The sequence below is a fragment of the Nocardioides alkalitolerans DSM 16699 genome, from assembly GCF_000426525.1.
Classification (GTDB): domain Bacteria; phylum Actinomycetota; class Actinomycetes; order Propionibacteriales; family Nocardioidaceae; genus Nocardioides; species Nocardioides alkalitolerans.
Genome location: NZ_AUFN01000015.1, coordinates 18,522 through 34,593, shown reverse-complemented (window position 1 = coordinate 34,593; position 16,072 = coordinate 18,522). Strand labels below are relative to the sequence as shown.

Genomic DNA, 16,072 nt, shown 5'->3' with positions numbered 1-16,072 from the left:
GCCGGACGAGGGGGCAGGTCGTGGTCGTGGGGTCCAGGTTCAGGAGCGGGGCGCGGCGGAGTGTCGCGCGGGCGTCGGCGGGACTGGTCGCCGTCGCCGGGCTGGTCGTGCTGGGTGCCCCGGGCGCCGAGGCGGCCACCGTGGTGCGGGCGCCGCGGCCGACGTACGTCGACGTCGACACGCTGCAGGTGCCGCAGGTGCGGGGCGTGCGCTACACCGACGACGAGGGGCGGACGCTGTCCGGTCGGGTCGAGGTGCCGGCCGCCGACGAGAACGGGTTCCGCGAGGTGCGCATCGGCGCCGAGCCCACGTCGGGCTACGTGCTCTCGGGGCCGAACGGCTGGGAGGAGTTCCACTACGGCCAGGCCTACGAGTCGTTCTCGACGCAGCAGGGCACCGACCTGCTGACGGTCGAGCGGAGCGGCTGCGACGTGGTGGTCCGTAACGACCGGCGGGTCGCCGTCGACTACGAGATCTACGAGACGTTCGACTTCGACTCCGTCGTCAGCACGGTCGGGGACGGCACCGAGGAGGGCGAGCACGTCGGGCTGCTCCAGCCGGGGGAGTCGGTCGAGATCCGGGCCACCGAGTGGCCCGCGGTGCTGGTGCGGGCGCAGTATGCCGACGACACCAGCTGGCGCACGGGCGACCACGTCGACACGTTCGACTGCGGGCTCGGTCGCGGCACGCAGCGCACGCGGGTGCGCACCGCCGGCTGCGAGCTCTCGTTCGGCCAGGTGGGCCCGCTCGAGGTGACCATCGGCCAGCTCTTCTACCGCGACGCCGACGGCTGGCAGAGGGTCGACGGCATCGAGGACGACACGCTGGGCGACGCCGTCGCGCCCATCTCCTACGACTTCGGCAGCGTCGGCCGGCGCGACCTGCGCGTCTACTGGGGCGAGTACGCGCTCGTGCCCGAGGCGGACGGCACCTACCTCCGCACCTACTTCGGCTCCGCCACGGTGTGCGACGGCAGCCCGGCCGCCACCCGACCGTCCGCCCCCGGCCGGCCCTCGACCCGGGTCGACGGCAGCACGATCACGGTCGCGTGGCCGGCGGTGACGGCCGACGGCGGGTCGCCGGTGACGGGGTACGTCGTGCACCAGACCGGCCCGGCCGGCTCCCAGTGGCGCGAGGTGCCGGCGGACCAGACCCGGCTGACCCTGCGCAACCAGCCCGGCGGCACGGCGACCTTCCGGGTCTACGCGTCGAACCGGTGGGGCAACTCGCCGGCCAGCCCGGACCGCTCGGCGACGGTCACCAGCCGCCCGGGCGCACCCGCTCAGCCGGCGGCGAATGTCCGCGGACGCGACGTGACCCTCTCGTGGTCACCGCCGCGCGTCACCGGCGGCCTGCCCGTGACCGGGTATGTCGTGCAGCGCGGCAACCTCTACTGGGCCCTCCCGGCCACGAGTCGCTCGCTCAACTTCCGGGGGCTGCCGGCCGGCACGCACCACTTCCGGGTCTACGCCACCAACGCGCTGGGTAACTCGGCCGGGTCGCCGGTGCGGACGGTGGCGGTGCGCTGAGCGGGGTCGCGGTCGGGCCGGGACCGGCACCGAGTGTGGCGGACGGACGCACCTCCGGACGAGGTCGGGCTGCGGGCGTCCGCCACGCTCAGCCGAGCCGGTTGATGTGTGGCGGACGGATGCACCGCCAGGCCCGGCCGACCTGAGCGCGTCCGCCACACTCGGCCGAGGCTCGCGGGTGCCGGCCCGAATCGCTGGAGACCGCACCGACCGTCCGGCACTGGGCCAGGATGGGCGTACGACGCGGGGCGTGCAGCCCTGCTGGGGCGAGGGGGAGCGATGAGCGCACGGACGAGGTACGCCGTCACCATCGGTGCCGGGTGGACCCTGGTGCTCACGCTCTGGCTGTACTACGTGAACGACACCGGCGTCTGGCCGGCCGTGGTCGGGGCGGTCCCGGCGTGGGTGATCGCGAGCTGGGCCATGTACCTGACCTATCCCGCCTGGGAGCGCCGCCGCTTCCTCCGCCCGCGCACGCCCTTCGAGGAGCTGCGGGACCACCGCGAGGCGAAGCTGCGGCGCGCGGCGACCCGCCGTACCGACGAGGGCTGACCTCCCGACCCGCCCGCCCGCCCGCGGGGACCTCACCGCTCGGCGCGCCGGCCTCTCCTACGCCGACTCCCACGCCGACGCCGTCGCGAGCCGCCGGGCCCGGATCTGCTCGGGCGTGGTGCCGCGGCGCCGGCGGATGAGGGTGGCGAGCGTGGTGGCGTCCTGGTAGCCGACGGCCCGGGCGATCGCGGCCACGCTCTCGTCGGTGGTGCGGAGCAGGTCGACGGCGCGCTCGAGGCGCACGTGCTGGACGTACCGGATGGGGGTCATGCCCAGGGTGGTCGACGTCAGCCGCTGGAGGGTGCGTCGGCTGACGCCGAGGTCCGACGCGACCTCGCCGAGGTCGAGCGACTCGCCGATGCGGTCGCGGACGGCGCGGTCGAAGGCCGCGAGCACGGGGTCGGTGGGAGCGAGCAGGCTCGGGCGCACGACGTCGCCCTGGCGGGGCCGGTCGCCCACGGCGAGGTAGTCGCCGACCGCCTCGGCGAGGCCGGGGCTGACCCGCCGTACGAGCGAGAGGGCCAGGTCCAGGTGCGCGAGCGCGGCGCCCGCGGTGACGACGTCGCCGGCGACGACGAGCGCCTCGGACTCGTCGAGGGTCACGGCCGGGTAGCGGGCGCGGAAGGCCGGCCCGAGCCACCAGCTCGTGGTGGCCGCCCGCCCGTCGAGCACCCCCGCCTCGGCGATCAGGAACGTGCCGCTGCAGGCGGCCGAGGTCGGCACGCCGTGGTCGTGCAGCGTGCGCAGGGCCGGGACGGTGTCGGTGCCCGTGACCACGTCGAGGACGGCCTCGGCGGTGGTGACCCCGAGGCCGGGTACGACGAGGTGGTCGGGCGGGTCGTCGAGGACGGCGGCGAGCGGCTCGGTCGTGAACGCGGCCCCGTAGAAGGTGCGCACCTGCGCCCGGGTGGAGCGGACGGACACCTCGAAAGCCGCGAGGTGGGGGTCGACACGCCCCCGCAGCAGGTTGGCGGCGGTGAAGACGTCGAGCACGAGGCCCAGGCCGGAGTCGGCCACGCCGTCCACGGCGACGATCACGATGCGCATGTCGCGAATGCTAGGAGGGACGTCGCAACGGCCACTGGTCGTACGGCGGGGTGCACCGGAAGGGTGGAGTCCGACGTCGCAGGCCCTCGAGCCCGCCCGGGCGGGTACCACCCGCGCGGCGGCATCCCGGCCGCGACCCGACCCGGAAGGACCCACCATGACCTCCACCCCGATGGCCCACACGACCGCGCTGCACCACGTGCGCCTCACCGTGACCGACATCCACCGCTCGAAGGCCTTCTACCAGCACCTGCTCGGCGTCGAGACCGCCTTCGACTTCAGCGACCGCGTCGACGAGCCCGGCGTGCGCGACGACCCGGCCCAGCTCTTCGGCGGCGCTGGCTTCCCCGTCGGCGACCAGCTGCTGGGCCTGCGCCCGGTCGGCCCGACCGGTGGCACCTTCGACTCGACCCGCGTCGGCCTCGACCACCTCAGCCTGCTGGTGGGCTCGGAGGACGAGCTGCACGCCGCGGCCGGCCGCCTCGACGAGGCCGGCATCGAGCACGGCGAGGTCACCCACCTCGACACGGGCATGGTCATCCTCTCGATCCAGGACCCGGACGACATCAACATCGAGCTCGTGCACATGCCCTGAGCCCCGGCGCCCCCACCCCGAAGCCCCCGCGCCCCCGCGCGGCCCCCGAACCCCCAGGAGCCCCCCGTGCCCACGAACATCGGCTACGCCACCGACGACGCTTCCTCCCCGCTCCGCCCCTGGCCCTTCGACCGGCCGGCGGTCGGGCGTGAGGACGTGCGCATCGACATCGCGTACTGCGGGGTGTGCCACTCCGACGTCCACCAGGCCCGTGCCGAGATGGGCGGAGCCCTGGCCACGAACTTCCCGTGCATGCCCGGCCACGAGATCGTCGGCACCGTCGCCGAGGTCGGCGCCGACGTCACCCGGCACGCCGTCGGTGACCGGGTGGGCGTCGGCTGCCTCGTCTACTGGGGCGACGAGTCGCAGCGCGGGGTCGAGGACGAGCAGTACCAGCAGCCGCCGGCGGTCTTCACCTACAACGCCCCGGACCCCGACACCGGCGAGGTGACCTTCGGTGGCTACTCCGACGAGATCGTCGTGCACGAGCACTTCGTGCTGTCGATCCCCGACGCCCTCGACCTGGCCGCCGCGGCGCCCCTGCTGTGCGCCGGGGTGACGACGTACGCGCCGCTGACCCGGTGGGGCGTGCAGGACAAGGTCGTGGGGGTGGCGGGCCTCGGCGGTCTGGGGCACCTCGGCCTCAAGCTGGCCAAGGCCCTCGGCGCGAGCCGCGTCGTCGCCCTCACTACCAGCGCCGACAAGGCGGACGGTGCGCGGGCGTCGGGCGCCGACGACGTCGTGGTGATGACCGACGAGGACGCCGTGACGGATGCGGCGGACTCGCTGGACCTGGTGCTCTCGACGATCCCGACGGCGTTCGACATGAACCCGTACCTCTCGCTGCTCGCCGCGAACGGCGTGCTGGCGACGGTCGGGCTGCTCGAGCCGATCGGGGAGGGCGCCATCGACTTCGGTGTCGTCTCCCTCAAGCGCCTCACCATCGGCGGGTCGCTCATCGGCAACCTGCAGCAGACCCAGGAGGTCCTGGACCTCTGTGCCGAGCACGGCATCACCGCCGACATCGAGCTGATCGCGGCCGACCGCATCAACGAGGCCTTTGACCGGCTCGTCGAGGGCGACGTGCGGTTCCGGTTCGTGATCGACAGCTCGACCCTGCCGGACCCCAGCTGAGGAGGCCGACCGTGGGCCCGCACACCGACACGCCCCGCTCCTACCTGCGCTACGGGCCGGAGGTCGAGCAGGAGCAGCCGCACGAGGCCGAGGACGTCGCCGCGCTGCGCGAGATCTTCGCCGACCTGCGCGCCTTCGCCTTCGAGAAGCACCGCCACGGCCTGCGGGACGCGCACGCCAAGAGCCACGGCGTCGTCCGCGGCACCCTGCGCGTGCACGACGACCTCCCGGCCGAGCTGCGCCAGGGGCTCTTCGCCGAGCCGGTGGAGCGGCCGGTGATCATCCGCTTCTCGACGGCGCCGGGCGACATCGTGCCCGACGGGGTCGGTACGGCGCGGGGGATGGCGGTCAAGGTGCTCGAGGTCGACGGCGAGAAGGCGCTCCCGGAGGCCCCGGACGCCCGCACCCAGGACTTCCTGCTCGTCAACCACCCGACCATCTCGTCGGGTGACGTCCACACCTACCGCCGCGACCAGGCCCTCCTCGCGAAGGCGGCGAGGGCGCCCGAGCCGGCCCAGGTGGCCACCGGGGTCGTGCTGCGCGCCGCGGCCGGCGCCGCCCGCGCGGTGGGCGTCGACAGGACCGGGGGACCGGCCGGCCAGGCCATGCCCCACACCCACCTCCTGGGCGAGACCTACTGGTCGCAGGGAGTGCTGCGCTTCGGCGAGCACGTCGCCAAGGTCTCCGCGGTGCCGGTGTCGGAGAACCTGACCGAGCTGACCGGCCGGCGGGTCCCGGTGGGCGAGCCCTCCGCGCTGCGCGACCTGACCTCGGAGTTCTTCGCCGACCAGCAGGGCACCTGGGAGGTGCGCGTCCAGCTGGCCGTCGACCTCGAGACCACCCCCGTCGAGGATGCCTCCGTCGAGTGGCCCGAGGAGGTCACCCCCTACCGGACGGTCGCCACGATCACCGTCGAGGCGCAGGACTCCTACTCGCCGGCCCGCCGCGTCTACGTCGACGACGACCTGTCGTTCAACCCGTGGCACTGCCTGGTCGAGCACCAGCCGCTGGGCTCCATCCAGCGGGTGCGCCGACCCGTGTACGACGACTCGTCGCGCGACCGCCACGGCCTCAACGACCGCCCGATCGGCGAGCCGGAGAGCATCGACGACCTGCCGGACTGAGGACGATCGGGTGCCGCACCGTCAGGCGTGGCACCCGATCGGTCCGCCGTGGAAGGCGACCATGTCGGGCCAGGCGTCGGGCACGCGCAACCGCACGCCCGGCCCCTGCGCCCGTTCGGTGAGGGCCCGGTGCAGGTTGCCGACGAAGCGCTCCGTCTCGGCCCACCCGGCGTACGGGTTGTCCCGGTGCTTCTCCGCGGCCTGCAGCGCCGTCATGCCCTCGGCCTCCGCGACGGCTGCGACCTGGTCGACGTACGCGACGTAAGCGCTCAGGTCGTCGAGCAGCACGGGCACGTCGTCGCCGCGGCAGACGGGGCCGTGACCGGGCACGACCACCTCGGGTGACAGCGCGCGCAGCCGCTCGAGCGCGCGGGCGAAGCCGGGCACGGAGCCCTCGAGCAGGAACGGCTGGCCGCCCGCGAAGGCGACGTCGCCGGTGAAGAGCACGCGCTGCTCGGGCAGCCAGACGACCACGTCGTTGGTGGTGTGGGCCGGGCCGACGTGGATGAGCTCGACGACCACCTCGTCGAGGTGCAGCGTCAGCCGGTCGTCGAAGGTGATGTCGGGGGTGCGGATCCGGAGGTCGCCGTAGTCGGGCTCGGTGATCACGCGGGTGGCCTCGAGGCCGGCGGTGAGCATCTCCTCCCGGCACGCCGTGTGGGCGATCACCGGCGTCGTCGAGGGCGCGAGGTAGTTGCCGTAGACGTGGTCCGGGTGGTGGTGGGTGTTGACCAGCGCCATCGGCGCGGCCGTCGACCGGGTGTCGACCTCGGCCAGGAACCGGCGCGTGCGGGTCTCGGTGGAGGAGGCGTCGACCAGGAGGCTGCGGCCGCTCTCGCCGACGAGGAACCCCAGGTTGTTGATCATCCAGGAGCCGTCGGGCTGCACGTAGGCGAAGACGCCGGGCGCGACCTCCTCGACGTACGGCGGTCGGTCGCGCCAGTCCATGCCCTCACCCTTCGTCGGCCCCCGGGCACGGGGGCGTGCGTGTCGTCGGGGTCGAGTCAGCCACATGGCCGGGGCCCCGGCCAGAGCGCCAGACATCGGTGTCGCCGATCACAGCCATGCCCGACTGTGACTTCAGTTACATGTCGCGCCGCTGCTTCACTCCGAGCACCACCGACCGGTGGCGGCAGTTCCCGGGCTGCCTGGCTGGCTTGTTGCCCGACTCGTAGGAGCATCGATGAACCCCATCAGAAGGGCGGCGCCGTGGTTCGCGCTCGCCGTCGCCCCCCTCGTCCTGAGCGCGTGCTCGGGAGCCATCTCGTCGTCGAACGACGACGACGGCGGCTCGGCCTCCGGGCCGACCGGCGAGGAGGCCACGGCTGCGCTCGAGGCCGCGTACACCGGGGAGACGGGCGAGCCGCCCACCGTGGAGACCAGCCCGCCGGCCGACGTGAACCTCTGGGTCGTCTCCTGCGGAGAGCAGGTGCCGTCGTGCTCCACGCCGGTCGCCGGCATGAAGGAGGCCGGTGAGCTGATCGGCTGGAACGTCACCGTGTGCGACGGCCAGCTCAACCCCGGCGGCTGGGGCACCTGCCTGCGCCAGGCCACCAGCGCCGGCGCCGACGTCGTCATCCCGGTCGGCATCGACTGCGTCTCGGTCGAGGCCCCGATGCGCGAGGCGGTCGACGCGGGCGTCGAGATCGTCGGCGGCGGCGGCTCCGACTGCACCGCGGTCGGCGGTGACTCGTTGCTCGCCAGCGAGCGCCTCCAGCTGCCGGACACCTCCATCGAGGACTACTGGCGCCTCAACGGCCAGCTGCAGGCCGACTGGCTGATCGGGAAGTCCGACGGCGCCGCGAAGGTGCTGCTCATCAACTTCACCGACCCCGTCTGGGGCCCCTGGATCACGGCCGGGTTCACCGACCGCATCGCCGAGTGCGAGGAGTGCGAGATCGTCTCCACGCTCGACCTGGCCAACTCCGACATCGCCGGCAACACCGCGGCGCAGAAGTTCTCCAGCGCCCTCGTGGCCGCCCCCGACGTCAACGCCGTCTCGGTGCCCGTCGGCGGATGGCTGAGCGCCGGCCTCGCCCAGGCTGTCCAGGCCTCCGGCAGGGGAGGAGACCTCGCGGTCTCCGCCGGCTTCGGCGACGCCTCGACGATGGACCTCGTGCGCTCCGCCGGGTTCGACCTGGGCGTGCTGGGCTACGCCACCGAGTGGGGCTCCTACGGCTCGATCGACACCGCCATCCGCGTGCTGAACGGCGAGGAGCCGCAGGTGCAGGGCGACGGCTTCCAGATGGTCGACGCCGACAACAACCTCCCGGCGGAGGGCGACTACGAGCCCGACGTCGACTACAAGGCCGCCTACGAGGCGCTGTGGGGCGTCAGCTGACATGAGCACCTCCACCTCCGCGGACCTGGCCGTCGTCGTCACCGGGATGACCAAGTCGTTCGGACCCACCAGGGCGCTGGACGGGGCCGGGCTGACGCTGCGGCGCGGCACCGTCCACGCCCTGCTGGGCGGCAACGGCTCGGGCAAGTCGACCGCCATCAAGGTGCTCGCGGGGGTCCACCCCGGCGACGCCGGCCACCTGGTCGTCAACGGCCGAGAGGCCGACGTCGCCGGCTGGTCGGCGGCCGACGCGGCCGAGGCCGGGCTGCGCTTCGTGCACCAGGACCTCGGGCTCTTCGAGCAGCTGAGCATCGCGGAGAACGTGGCGCTCGCCGCCGGCTACCCGACCCGCGTGGGGCGCTCCGTGCGGTGGAAGGAGCTGCGGGCGCACGTCGCCGAGCTGCTCGAGCGCTTCGAGATCGACGCGCGGCCCGAGCAGCCCGTCGGGAGCCTGCGCCCGGCCCAGCGCACGATGGTGGCGATCGCCCGGGCGCTGCAGGACCGCGACGACGGCGAGGCCGTGCTGGTGCTCGACGAGCCGACGGCGACGCTGCCGGCCCACGAGTCGGAGGCGTTGCTCGCCGCGATCCGGCGACGCGCCGACCTCGGGCAGACCGTGATGATGGTCAGCCACCGCATGCAGGAGGTGCTGGCCGTCGCGGACGACTTCACCGTCTTCCTCGACGGTCGGTCGGTCGCGCACCTCGTGGGCGGCACCGACGTGGCCGCCCCGACGGAGGCCGAGCTGGTCGCCCACATGACGGGCCGGGCCTTCGACGGCGAGGCGGGCCGGGAGCGGGTCGCCGTACCCCAGCAGGCCGGTGAGGCGGCGCTCGTCGTCGACGACCTGCACGGCGGACCGCTCCGTGGGGTGTCGCTGTCGGCGTGGCCCGGCGAGATCGTCGGGGTCGCCGGCCTCGTCGGCAGCGGTCGCTCGGCGCTGCTCACCACGATCTTCGGGGTGCACCGCCCGTCGGGCGGGGTGCTGCGGGTGCTCGGTCGCGAGCAGACCGGACGCGAGGACGTGAAGGCCCGGATGCGCCAGGGGGTCGCCTACGTCTCCGAGGACCGGGTGGGGGAGTCGGCCTTCGCCAACCTCAGCCTGCGCGAGAACCTCTCGGCCTCGGTGCTGCGCTCGTTCTGGGGCTGGCGGGGCATGGCGACCACCGCCGAGCGCCGCTCCGCGGAGGAGCTCGTCGTCAGCCACGCCGTCAAGGCGGGCTCGGTCGACCACGACTTCGCGACCCTCTCGGGCGGCAACCAGCAGAAGGCGGTGGTGGGGCGCTGGCTGCGCCGTGCGCCCCGGCTGCTCCTCCTCGACGAGCCAACCCAGGGCGTCGACGTGATGTCGCGCGTCGACATCTACGCCACCGTGCGCGCTGCCGCGGCCGACGGCTGCACCGTGCTGGTGGCCTCCTCCGACTTCTTCGAGCTCTCCACTCTCTGCGACCGCGTCGTCGTGCTGCGCGACGGCGTCGTCGACAGCGAGCTGACCGGTGACGAGCTCACCCCCGACCACCTGACCGCGGCGACGCAGTCGTCCGTCCTCACCGCAGGAGATGCCCGATGAGCACGTCCGTCACCAGCAGCCGAGGGGCGGGTACGGCGGGCGCCGCCGCCGGCTCCGGCACCCCCGAGAGCCCCGGCACCGCCCCGACCACGGGCGGCAGGGCCGGGAAGGCCGGGCGCCCGCGCCGCGGCCACGACCTGCGCGGCCTCGCCGAGAAGAACGCCCTGCTCGTGCTGCTGCTCGGCGTGGTCGTCTTCTTCTCCGTGCTGCCCGCCAGCAGCGAGCGGTTCGCGACCTCGGAGAACCTCGCCGTCATCCTCGGCACGCAGGCGACCGTGGCGCTCCTGGCGCTCGCGGTGGTGCTGCCGCTGGTGAGCGGCTACTTCGACTTCTCCCTCGGCGCCAACGCGGCGGCCTCGGGCGTGCTCGCCGCCGGGCTGATGTCGAAGGAGGACATGTCGCTCGCCGTGGCCTGCGTCGTGTGCCTCGTCTTCGGCAGCCTCGTCGGCCTCTTCAACGGCGTGCTGGTCACGCGGTTCGGGCTCAACTCGTTCGTCACCACGCTCGGTGTCGCGACGCTGCTCGGCGGCCTGATCCAGTGGTACACGGGCGGCCAGACGATCCTCGTCGGCATCTCCCCGGCGCTGGTCGACTTCGGATCGATCAACGTCTACGGCGTGCCCGCGGTCGTGTACGTCGTGCTGCTCGTCGCGCTGGTGCTCTGGTACGTGCTGACCCACACGCCGTACGGGCGCTCGCTCTACGCCATCGGCGCCAACCCCCGGGCGGCGAAGCTCGTGGGCATCCGCACCGACCGCTACGTCACCGCGTCGTTCGTGCTGGCCGGCGCGGTGGCCGCCCTCGTCGGGATCCTGCAGCTCGCCCGCACCGGCAGCGCCACCGCCGACTCCGGCAACAGCCTGCTCTTCCCGGCACTGGCGGCGGCCTTCCTCGGCGCGACCGCCGTGCGGCCCGGGTTCTTCAACGTCGTCGGCACGCTCATCGGCGTGCTGTTCGTGTCGATCACCGTCAGCGGCCTCACGGTCGCGAGCGCGGCCGCCTGGGTCAGCCCGGTGTTCAACGGCGCCGCGCTGCTCGCGGCGGTGGGCCTCTCGACGTACCTCGGTCGCGCGCGCGGACGGGCGAGCTAGCCGCGCTCGTCCTCGAGGGCGATGGCGACGTCGTAGAGGAGCCCGCGCAACCAGATGCTGGCGGGCTCCTCGGAGCGCCGGGGGTGCCAGTGCGCGGCCTCGGTGATCTCGACGGTGTCGAGCGGGGTGCGGGCCACCTCGAGGTCGAGGATGTCGAGGCAGCGCTCCGCGAGCCGCGAGGGCACGAAGGCGCAGAGGTCGGTGCCGGCGACGGCGTACGGGAGGGTCAGGAGGCTCGAGACGGTGACCAGCACGGTGCGCTCGCCGATCCCGGCCCGCTCCGCCACGACCTCGAGGGGGCGCTTGTGGTCGCCGCCGGCGTAGAACTCCGCCAACGCGTGGGGCATGTCGAGGAGGTCGTCGATCGTGAGCCCGCCGTCGCGCAGCCGGGGGTTGCCCCGGGCCACGAGGCAGACGAGCCGGTCGGTGAACAGCGGCTGGGTGCGGCCCGGCAGCCCGAACCCGAGGGGGCCGACGACGAGGTCGCGGTTGAGCAGCTGGCGCTCGATGGCGTCGGGGTCGGGCGGCAGGGAGTCGAACGCGACCGAGCAGCCCGGCGCCTCCCGGAGCACCGCCCGGTTGAGGGGCTCGGCGAGCACGGTCATCGCGTACTCCGAGAGGCTCACCACGAACCGCTTCGAGCTGTGGACCGGGTCGAACGCCCGCTCCGCGCCGAGCAGCGCCTCGGCCGCCTCGACCGCCCGGGTCACCACCGGCAGCAGCTGCTGGGCCAGCGGCGTGAGCACGAACTCGCGGCCCTGGCGCACGAGCAGCTCGTCGTCGAAGTGCCGCCGCAGCCGGCCGAGCGACCCGCTCATGGCCGGCTGGCTCACCATCAGCCGGGCGCCGGCGTGGGTGATGTTGCGCTCCTCGAGCAGCGCGTGCAGCGCGACCAGCAGGTTGGCGTCGACGTCGCGCACGGACTCACGCACGATGGGCTCTCCTCGGGGGTGTGATGGCAGTCACCATGATGGATGATGCGCAGGCGGGGGCGCGACACGACGTACGCCCCACGGTGGAAAGGCAGCCCGCATGACGCTCGGAGGCACCGACCTCAACCTGCTCGTGGCCCTCCGGGCCATCCTCGAGGAGGCCAACGTGACGCGCGCCGGCCGGCGTCTCGGGCTGAGCCAGCCGGCGATGAGCGGGGCGCTCGGGCGCCTGCGCCGCAAGTTCGACGACGAGCTGCTGGTGCGCAACGGCCGCGACTTCGAGCTGACCCCGTTCGCCTCCGAGCTGCTGCCGGAGGTGCAGGAGGCGGTGCGGCTGATGAGCGAGGCGCTGCGCGTCGACGAGGGCTTCGACCCGGCCACGAGCGACCGCGTCTTCCGCCTGATGATGAGCGACTACGCGATGAGCGTGCTGCACGACCCGCTCCTCGGCGCGATGACGGCGCAGGCCCCGCACGTGCGGCTCGCGGTGGCGGGCATGCCGCCCGACATCCGGGAGTCCGACCGCGTGATCGTCGACCACGACGTGCTCGTCGGACCGCTCGGCTACGGCTTCCCGGGGGAGTCCCGGCCGCTGTGGCGCGACCGGATGGTCTGCCTGGTCGACCCCGGCAACCCGCGGCTGCGCGACGGGGCGCTCACGCTGGAGGACGTCGCCGCGCTGCCGCACGCGGTCGCCGAGTTCGGGCTCTCGCGGCGCAACCTGACGCCCGTCGACCGCACCCTCGGCGAGCTCGGCGTCGACCGGCACGTGCAGGTGACCGTGGAGGGCTGGCTGCCGCTGCCCTTCGTCATCGAGCGCACCGACATGATCGCGATCGTGCCCGAGCGCCTGGCGCGCCTCCACGCGCAGCCGGGCGGGCCGCTCGTGCTGGTGGAGCCGCCGTTCGGCCACATCACGCTGGCCGAGGGCTACTACTTCGCGCCCAGCCGCCTCGCGGAGCCGGCGTACCGCTGGTTCTTCGACCGCCTCGACGAGGTCGCCCACGTGCTCGAGGAGCGCGCGCCGGCGGGGGTCGGCTGAGGTCGTCGTCGTGGGAGTCCGCCGGGGGTACGGCGCCCACCGGGACGTCATCCCGATCGTGGCCCCGGGGGCTCGGTCCGGATGACGTCCGCCTCCGCGCCTCACTCCCAGTGGTTGCGGTTCGCCGCGCCGGACGCGCCGGCGAGGTAGCCGACGAACAGCCGGTCGGGGTCGCGGGCGTCGCGGATCGCGCAGAAACGGGCCCAGTGCGCGTCGTCCATGAACCGGACCTGGCGGCGCTCGAGGTCGCCGTCGCCGAGGTACTGGCCGGCCGTCACCGGCTCGAGGTCGCGCATCACGTCGGCGAGCCAGGCGACGTTCGCGTCGTCGTCGGCGGCGTCGGGCCACACGACGTACGACGCCAGGTAGATCTCCGACTGCATCGAGAACGCCATGTCGGGCAGGGCCCGCAGCGGCGCCATCGAGAACCAGATGGTGAACGCCTGCGCGTTCGGCAGCGTCGTGAACGAGCGCCGCATCGCGGGTACGACGGCCGCGGCGTCGCCGGTGAGCCAGGCGTTGTCGACGGCCCAGCGGTGGCCCTCCGGGTTGTCGTGCAGCTGGCGCAGTCGCTGCTCGGCGAGCGTCGTCGGCTGGGCGTCGACGTGCAGCAGCGCCCGGTCGAGGGCCGGGTTGGCGCGGAACGGCGCGAGCGCCTCCCGGCCCGTCTCCAGGTCGTCGACGAACGCGACAGCGGTGACGAGCAGGACGGGTCCGAGGTCGTCGTCGGTCTTGGTGAGGGCGACGATCTCGACGCAGTCCGCGACCCCGTGGTGGGCGTCGTGGAGCCACGTCATGACCTCGTCGAAGTCGGCGAGGCGGTAGGCCTGCACGGTCTGCACCACGTGCGCGAACCGCGGGCGCGTGGCGAGGTGGAAGCGGGTGACGACGCCGGGGAAGCCGGGGCCGGAGCCGCGGGCGGCCCAGTAGAGGTCCGCGTTCACCTCGGCGCTGGCGTGCACGAGCTCGCCGGCGGCGGTGACGACGTCGAGGCCGACGACGTGCTCGGCCGCCCAGCCCCAGCCGCGGGCGTTCCAGCCCTGGCCGCCCTGCAGCAGGAAGCCCCCGATGCCGACGGTGGGGCAGTGCCCGCCGGGGAAGAACCGGCCGTGCTCGGCGAGGAACGGGTCGAGGGTCGCGCCGCCCTGCACCGCGGGGGAGGCGGTCGCGACGCCGGTCGAGGCGTCGTACGACAGCTCCTGCAGCGCCGCGAGGTCGAGCACGAGCACGTCGTCGCGCACCGACCACTGGGCCCAGCTGTGCCCGCCGGAGCGCACGGCGACCTGCCAGCCGCGCTCCCGGGCGAGCCGCACGCCGCGGACGACGTCGGCCTCGCTGCCCACGCGCAGCACCGCGGCCGGCGTACGGGAGGTGAGGCGGCGGTTGAAGATGCGGTCGACCCGTGCGGCCTCGAAGCCGGCGTCGTCGCGCAGCAGGAGCTCGCCGTCGAGGTCGGTCACGCCGGGGCGCACAGGGCGTTCAGGGTCTGGCCCATGATCCGGCCGGGGTCGGCGTCGGGGGAGTCCGGGTGCATCTCCCACTCCGCGAGCTGCAGGCTGTTGCCCAGGACCATCGTCACGCGGGGGAGACGGCGCTCCATGAACGCCGGCAGCACGGTCTCGACGTCGGCGCCGGGGGCGGTGAGCATCTCGGCGAGCACGACGGCGTCCTCGGCGCACATGGCGGCGCCCTGGGCGATGAGCGGCGGGCAGGCGTGGGCGGCGTCGCCGACGACGATGGTGCGGCCGCGGAACCAGGGCTCGTCGAGCATGATCGCCTCGATCCACTGGTAGTTGACGAGGGTGTCGTCGGTGAGGCTCTCGCGGATCTCGCCCCAGATGCCGCCGTACCCGGCCGACCGCTCCTTGAGCAGGCCGCCCTTCGGCCCCTCGCCGACGAAGCTGCGGTCGAGGTTCTCCTCGAGCAGGTAGGCGTAGCAGAGGTCGTCGGAGATCGGGCTGTAGCCGGCCTTGAACTTGGGGCCGCCGTAGTAGACCTCGGCGCAGTCCATCGCGGCCGGGCGCTTGGCGACGACGCGCCAGATGCCCATGCCGACGGGCCGCGGGCCCTGCTCGATGCCGATCATCGCGCGGGTCTGCGAGCGGATGCCGTCGGCGCCGACGACGAGGTCGACGCGCTCGGTGGTGCCGTCGGCGAGCGTGACGGTGACGCCGGCGCGGCCCTCGACCACCGTGTCGTCGATCGCCGTCACCGTCGTGCCGAGGCGCACGTCGACACCCGCCGCGTGCACCGCCGCGGTGAGGATGTCGGCGAGGTCGGAGCGCAGCGCGCCCATGGTGGAGGGCAGGTCGTCGCCGCCGGTGTGGGGCGTCGGCAGCTCGGCGATGACGGAGCCGTCGTGCGCGGCCTTGAGGCGCAGGTGGTCGAACGGCACGCCGCGGGTCATCAGCTCGTCGAGGATGCCGACGTCGCGGAACGCCTTGAGGGCGTTGCCCTGGAGCGTGATGCCGTGGCCCATGCCGGTCCACGTCTCGCGCAGCTCGACGAGCACGACCTCGACGCCCTTCTGCGCGAGGGCGAGCGAGAGCACCGATCCGGTGATGCCGCCGCCGACGACGAGCACGCGGTTGACCGCTGGGGAGACGTCCATGGCGGGCGCACCTTCCAATCTTTGCCTCACGGCTGTGGGGGCGGGCGGACCCGCCGGACGGTCGGAAGGTATGTCGCAGGTCACAGGCGGCGGAACCAACACCTGACGATGGTTGGCATCCGCGCTGGCTGGTTCCCGACCCTCGGCGGCGTCCGTAGCGTCCACGGCGTCCGGCGGGACCGACCCGCCGCGAGTGCAGAAGCGAGAGCCCCATGTCGTACGTCGTCGCCGCCACCTGGACCTCCGAGCCCGGCCAGGAGGCCGTCGTGCTCGAGGCCATCCGCAAGCTCACGCCGGCCTCGCGGGCGGAGGCGGGCAACCTCTACTACCAGGCCTACCAGGACCCGTCGGAGCCGTCGGTCTTCCACCTCTTCGAGGTCTACGAGGACGAGGCGGCCTACCTGGCGCACGGCGCCTCCGACCACTTCACGGAGTACGGCCACGGCCTCGCGATCCCCGTGCTCGCGAAGCGTGAGCGCGCCTTCTACACCACGATCGACTGAC

General features: G+C 73.6%; 15 protein-coding genes. 10 read left to right on the top strand and 5 right to left on the bottom strand.

What is annotated here, in order from left to right; genetic code table 11:
* Nucleotides 1–26: 26 nt before the first annotated feature.
* On the top strand, nt 27–1,529 hold the full coding sequence (locus tag K329_RS0114680; RefSeq protein WP_169721597.1) for a fibronectin type III domain-containing protein: 1,503 nt from the start codon (nt 27–29) through the stop codon (nt 1,527–1,529).
* Between the two features lie 279 nt (nt 1,530–1,808).
* Entirely contained in the window at nt 1,809–2,081 is a 273-nt protein-coding gene (locus K329_RS0114675; RefSeq protein WP_028473640.1) for a hypothetical protein, read from the top strand.
* 57 nt (nt 2,082–2,138) lie between these two features.
* Here K329_RS0114675 and K329_RS27020 read toward each other — a convergent pair whose 3' ends face one another.
* A complete protein-coding gene (locus tag K329_RS27020) occupies nt 2,139–3,128 on the bottom strand; it encodes a GlxA family transcriptional regulator (RefSeq protein ID WP_043643747.1) in 990 nt (329 codons plus the stop codon).
* A 157-nt stretch (nt 3,129–3,285) separates the two neighbouring features.
* On the opposite strand from K329_RS27020, the gene K329_RS0114665 reads away from it, so the two are divergent.
* The 3 genes from K329_RS0114665 (at nt 3,286) to K329_RS0114655 (ending at nt 5,981) form a co-directional block, all read left to right on the top strand.
* Complete coding sequence (locus K329_RS0114665; protein ID WP_052336931.1) at nt 3,286–3,723, top strand: VOC family protein; 438 nt, start codon at nt 3,286–3,288, stop codon at nt 3,721–3,723.
* 66 nt (nt 3,724–3,789) lie between these two features.
* Nucleotides 3,790–4,857, top strand: a complete 1,068-nt coding sequence (locus tag K329_RS0114660; protein WP_028473638.1) for an NAD(P)-dependent alcohol dehydrogenase — start codon at nt 3,790–3,792, stop codon at nt 4,855–4,857.
* A gap of 11 nt (nt 4,858–4,868) precedes the next feature.
* Nucleotides 4,869–5,981 (top strand): catalase family protein, encoded by a 1,113-nt coding sequence (locus K329_RS0114655; protein ID WP_028473637.1) that lies wholly within the window; start codon nt 4,869–4,871, stop codon nt 5,979–5,981.
* Nucleotides 5,982–6,002: 21 nt separating this feature from the next.
* On the opposite strand, the gene K329_RS0114650 is transcribed toward K329_RS0114655, so the two are convergent.
* Complete coding sequence (locus K329_RS0114650; RefSeq protein WP_028473636.1) at nt 6,003–6,929, bottom strand: MBL fold metallo-hydrolase; 927 nt, start codon at nt 6,927–6,929, stop codon at nt 6,003–6,005.
* A 235-nt stretch (nt 6,930–7,164) separates the two neighbouring features.
* Here K329_RS0114650 and K329_RS0114645 point away from each other — a divergent pair, with 235 nt between their 5' ends.
* The 3 genes from K329_RS0114645 to K329_RS27015 are packed head-to-tail and all read left to right on the top strand — an operon-like array spanning nt 7,165 to nt 10,983.
* A complete protein-coding gene (locus K329_RS0114645) occupies nt 7,165–8,322 on the top strand; it encodes a sugar ABC transporter substrate-binding protein (protein WP_028473635.1) in 1,158 nt (385 codons plus the stop codon).
* A gap of 1 nt (nt 8,323) precedes the next feature.
* On the top strand, nt 8,324–9,892 hold the full coding sequence (locus K329_RS0114640) for a sugar ABC transporter ATP-binding protein (protein ID WP_028473634.1): 1,569 nt from the start codon (nt 8,324–8,326) through the stop codon (nt 9,890–9,892).
* On the top strand, nt 9,889–10,983 hold the full coding sequence (locus tag K329_RS27015; protein ID WP_052336929.1) for an ABC transporter permease: 1,095 nt from the start codon (nt 9,889–9,891) through the stop codon (nt 10,981–10,983). The genes K329_RS0114640 and K329_RS27015 overlap by 4 nt, the downstream gene beginning before the upstream one ends.
* Here the strand turns inward: K329_RS27015 and K329_RS27010 are convergent.
* A complete protein-coding gene (locus K329_RS27010) occupies nt 10,980–11,915 on the bottom strand; it encodes a LysR family transcriptional regulator (protein ID WP_052336928.1) in 936 nt (311 codons plus the stop codon). The genes K329_RS27015 and K329_RS27010 overlap by 4 nt on opposite strands.
* Nucleotides 11,916–12,015: 100 nt before the next feature.
* Here K329_RS27010 and K329_RS27005 point away from each other — a divergent pair, with 100 nt between their 5' ends.
* The gene (locus K329_RS27005) at nt 12,016–12,957 is read left to right on the top strand and encodes a LysR family transcriptional regulator (protein ID WP_052336927.1); all 942 of its coding nucleotides are present in this window, start codon (nt 12,016–12,018) and stop codon (nt 12,955–12,957) included.
* Nucleotides 12,958–13,058: 101 nt separating this feature from the next.
* Here the strand turns inward: K329_RS27005 and K329_RS0114620 are convergent, their stop codons facing one another.
* Entirely contained in the window at nt 13,059–14,417 is a 1,359-nt protein-coding gene (locus tag K329_RS0114620) for an FAD-binding oxidoreductase (RefSeq protein WP_028473633.1), read from the bottom strand.
* A complete protein-coding gene (locus tag K329_RS0114615) occupies nt 14,414–15,568 on the bottom strand; it encodes an FAD-dependent monooxygenase (RefSeq protein ID WP_028473632.1) in 1,155 nt (384 codons plus the stop codon). The genes K329_RS0114620 and K329_RS0114615 overlap by 4 nt, the downstream gene beginning before the upstream one ends.
* Before the next feature lie 212 nt (nt 15,569–15,780).
* Here K329_RS0114615 and K329_RS0114610 point away from each other — a divergent pair, with 212 nt between their 5' ends.
* Nucleotides 15,781–16,071, top strand: a complete 291-nt coding sequence (locus tag K329_RS0114610; protein ID WP_028473631.1) for a putative quinol monooxygenase — start codon at nt 15,781–15,783, stop codon at nt 16,069–16,071.
* Nucleotide 16,072: the final 1 nt, after the last annotated feature.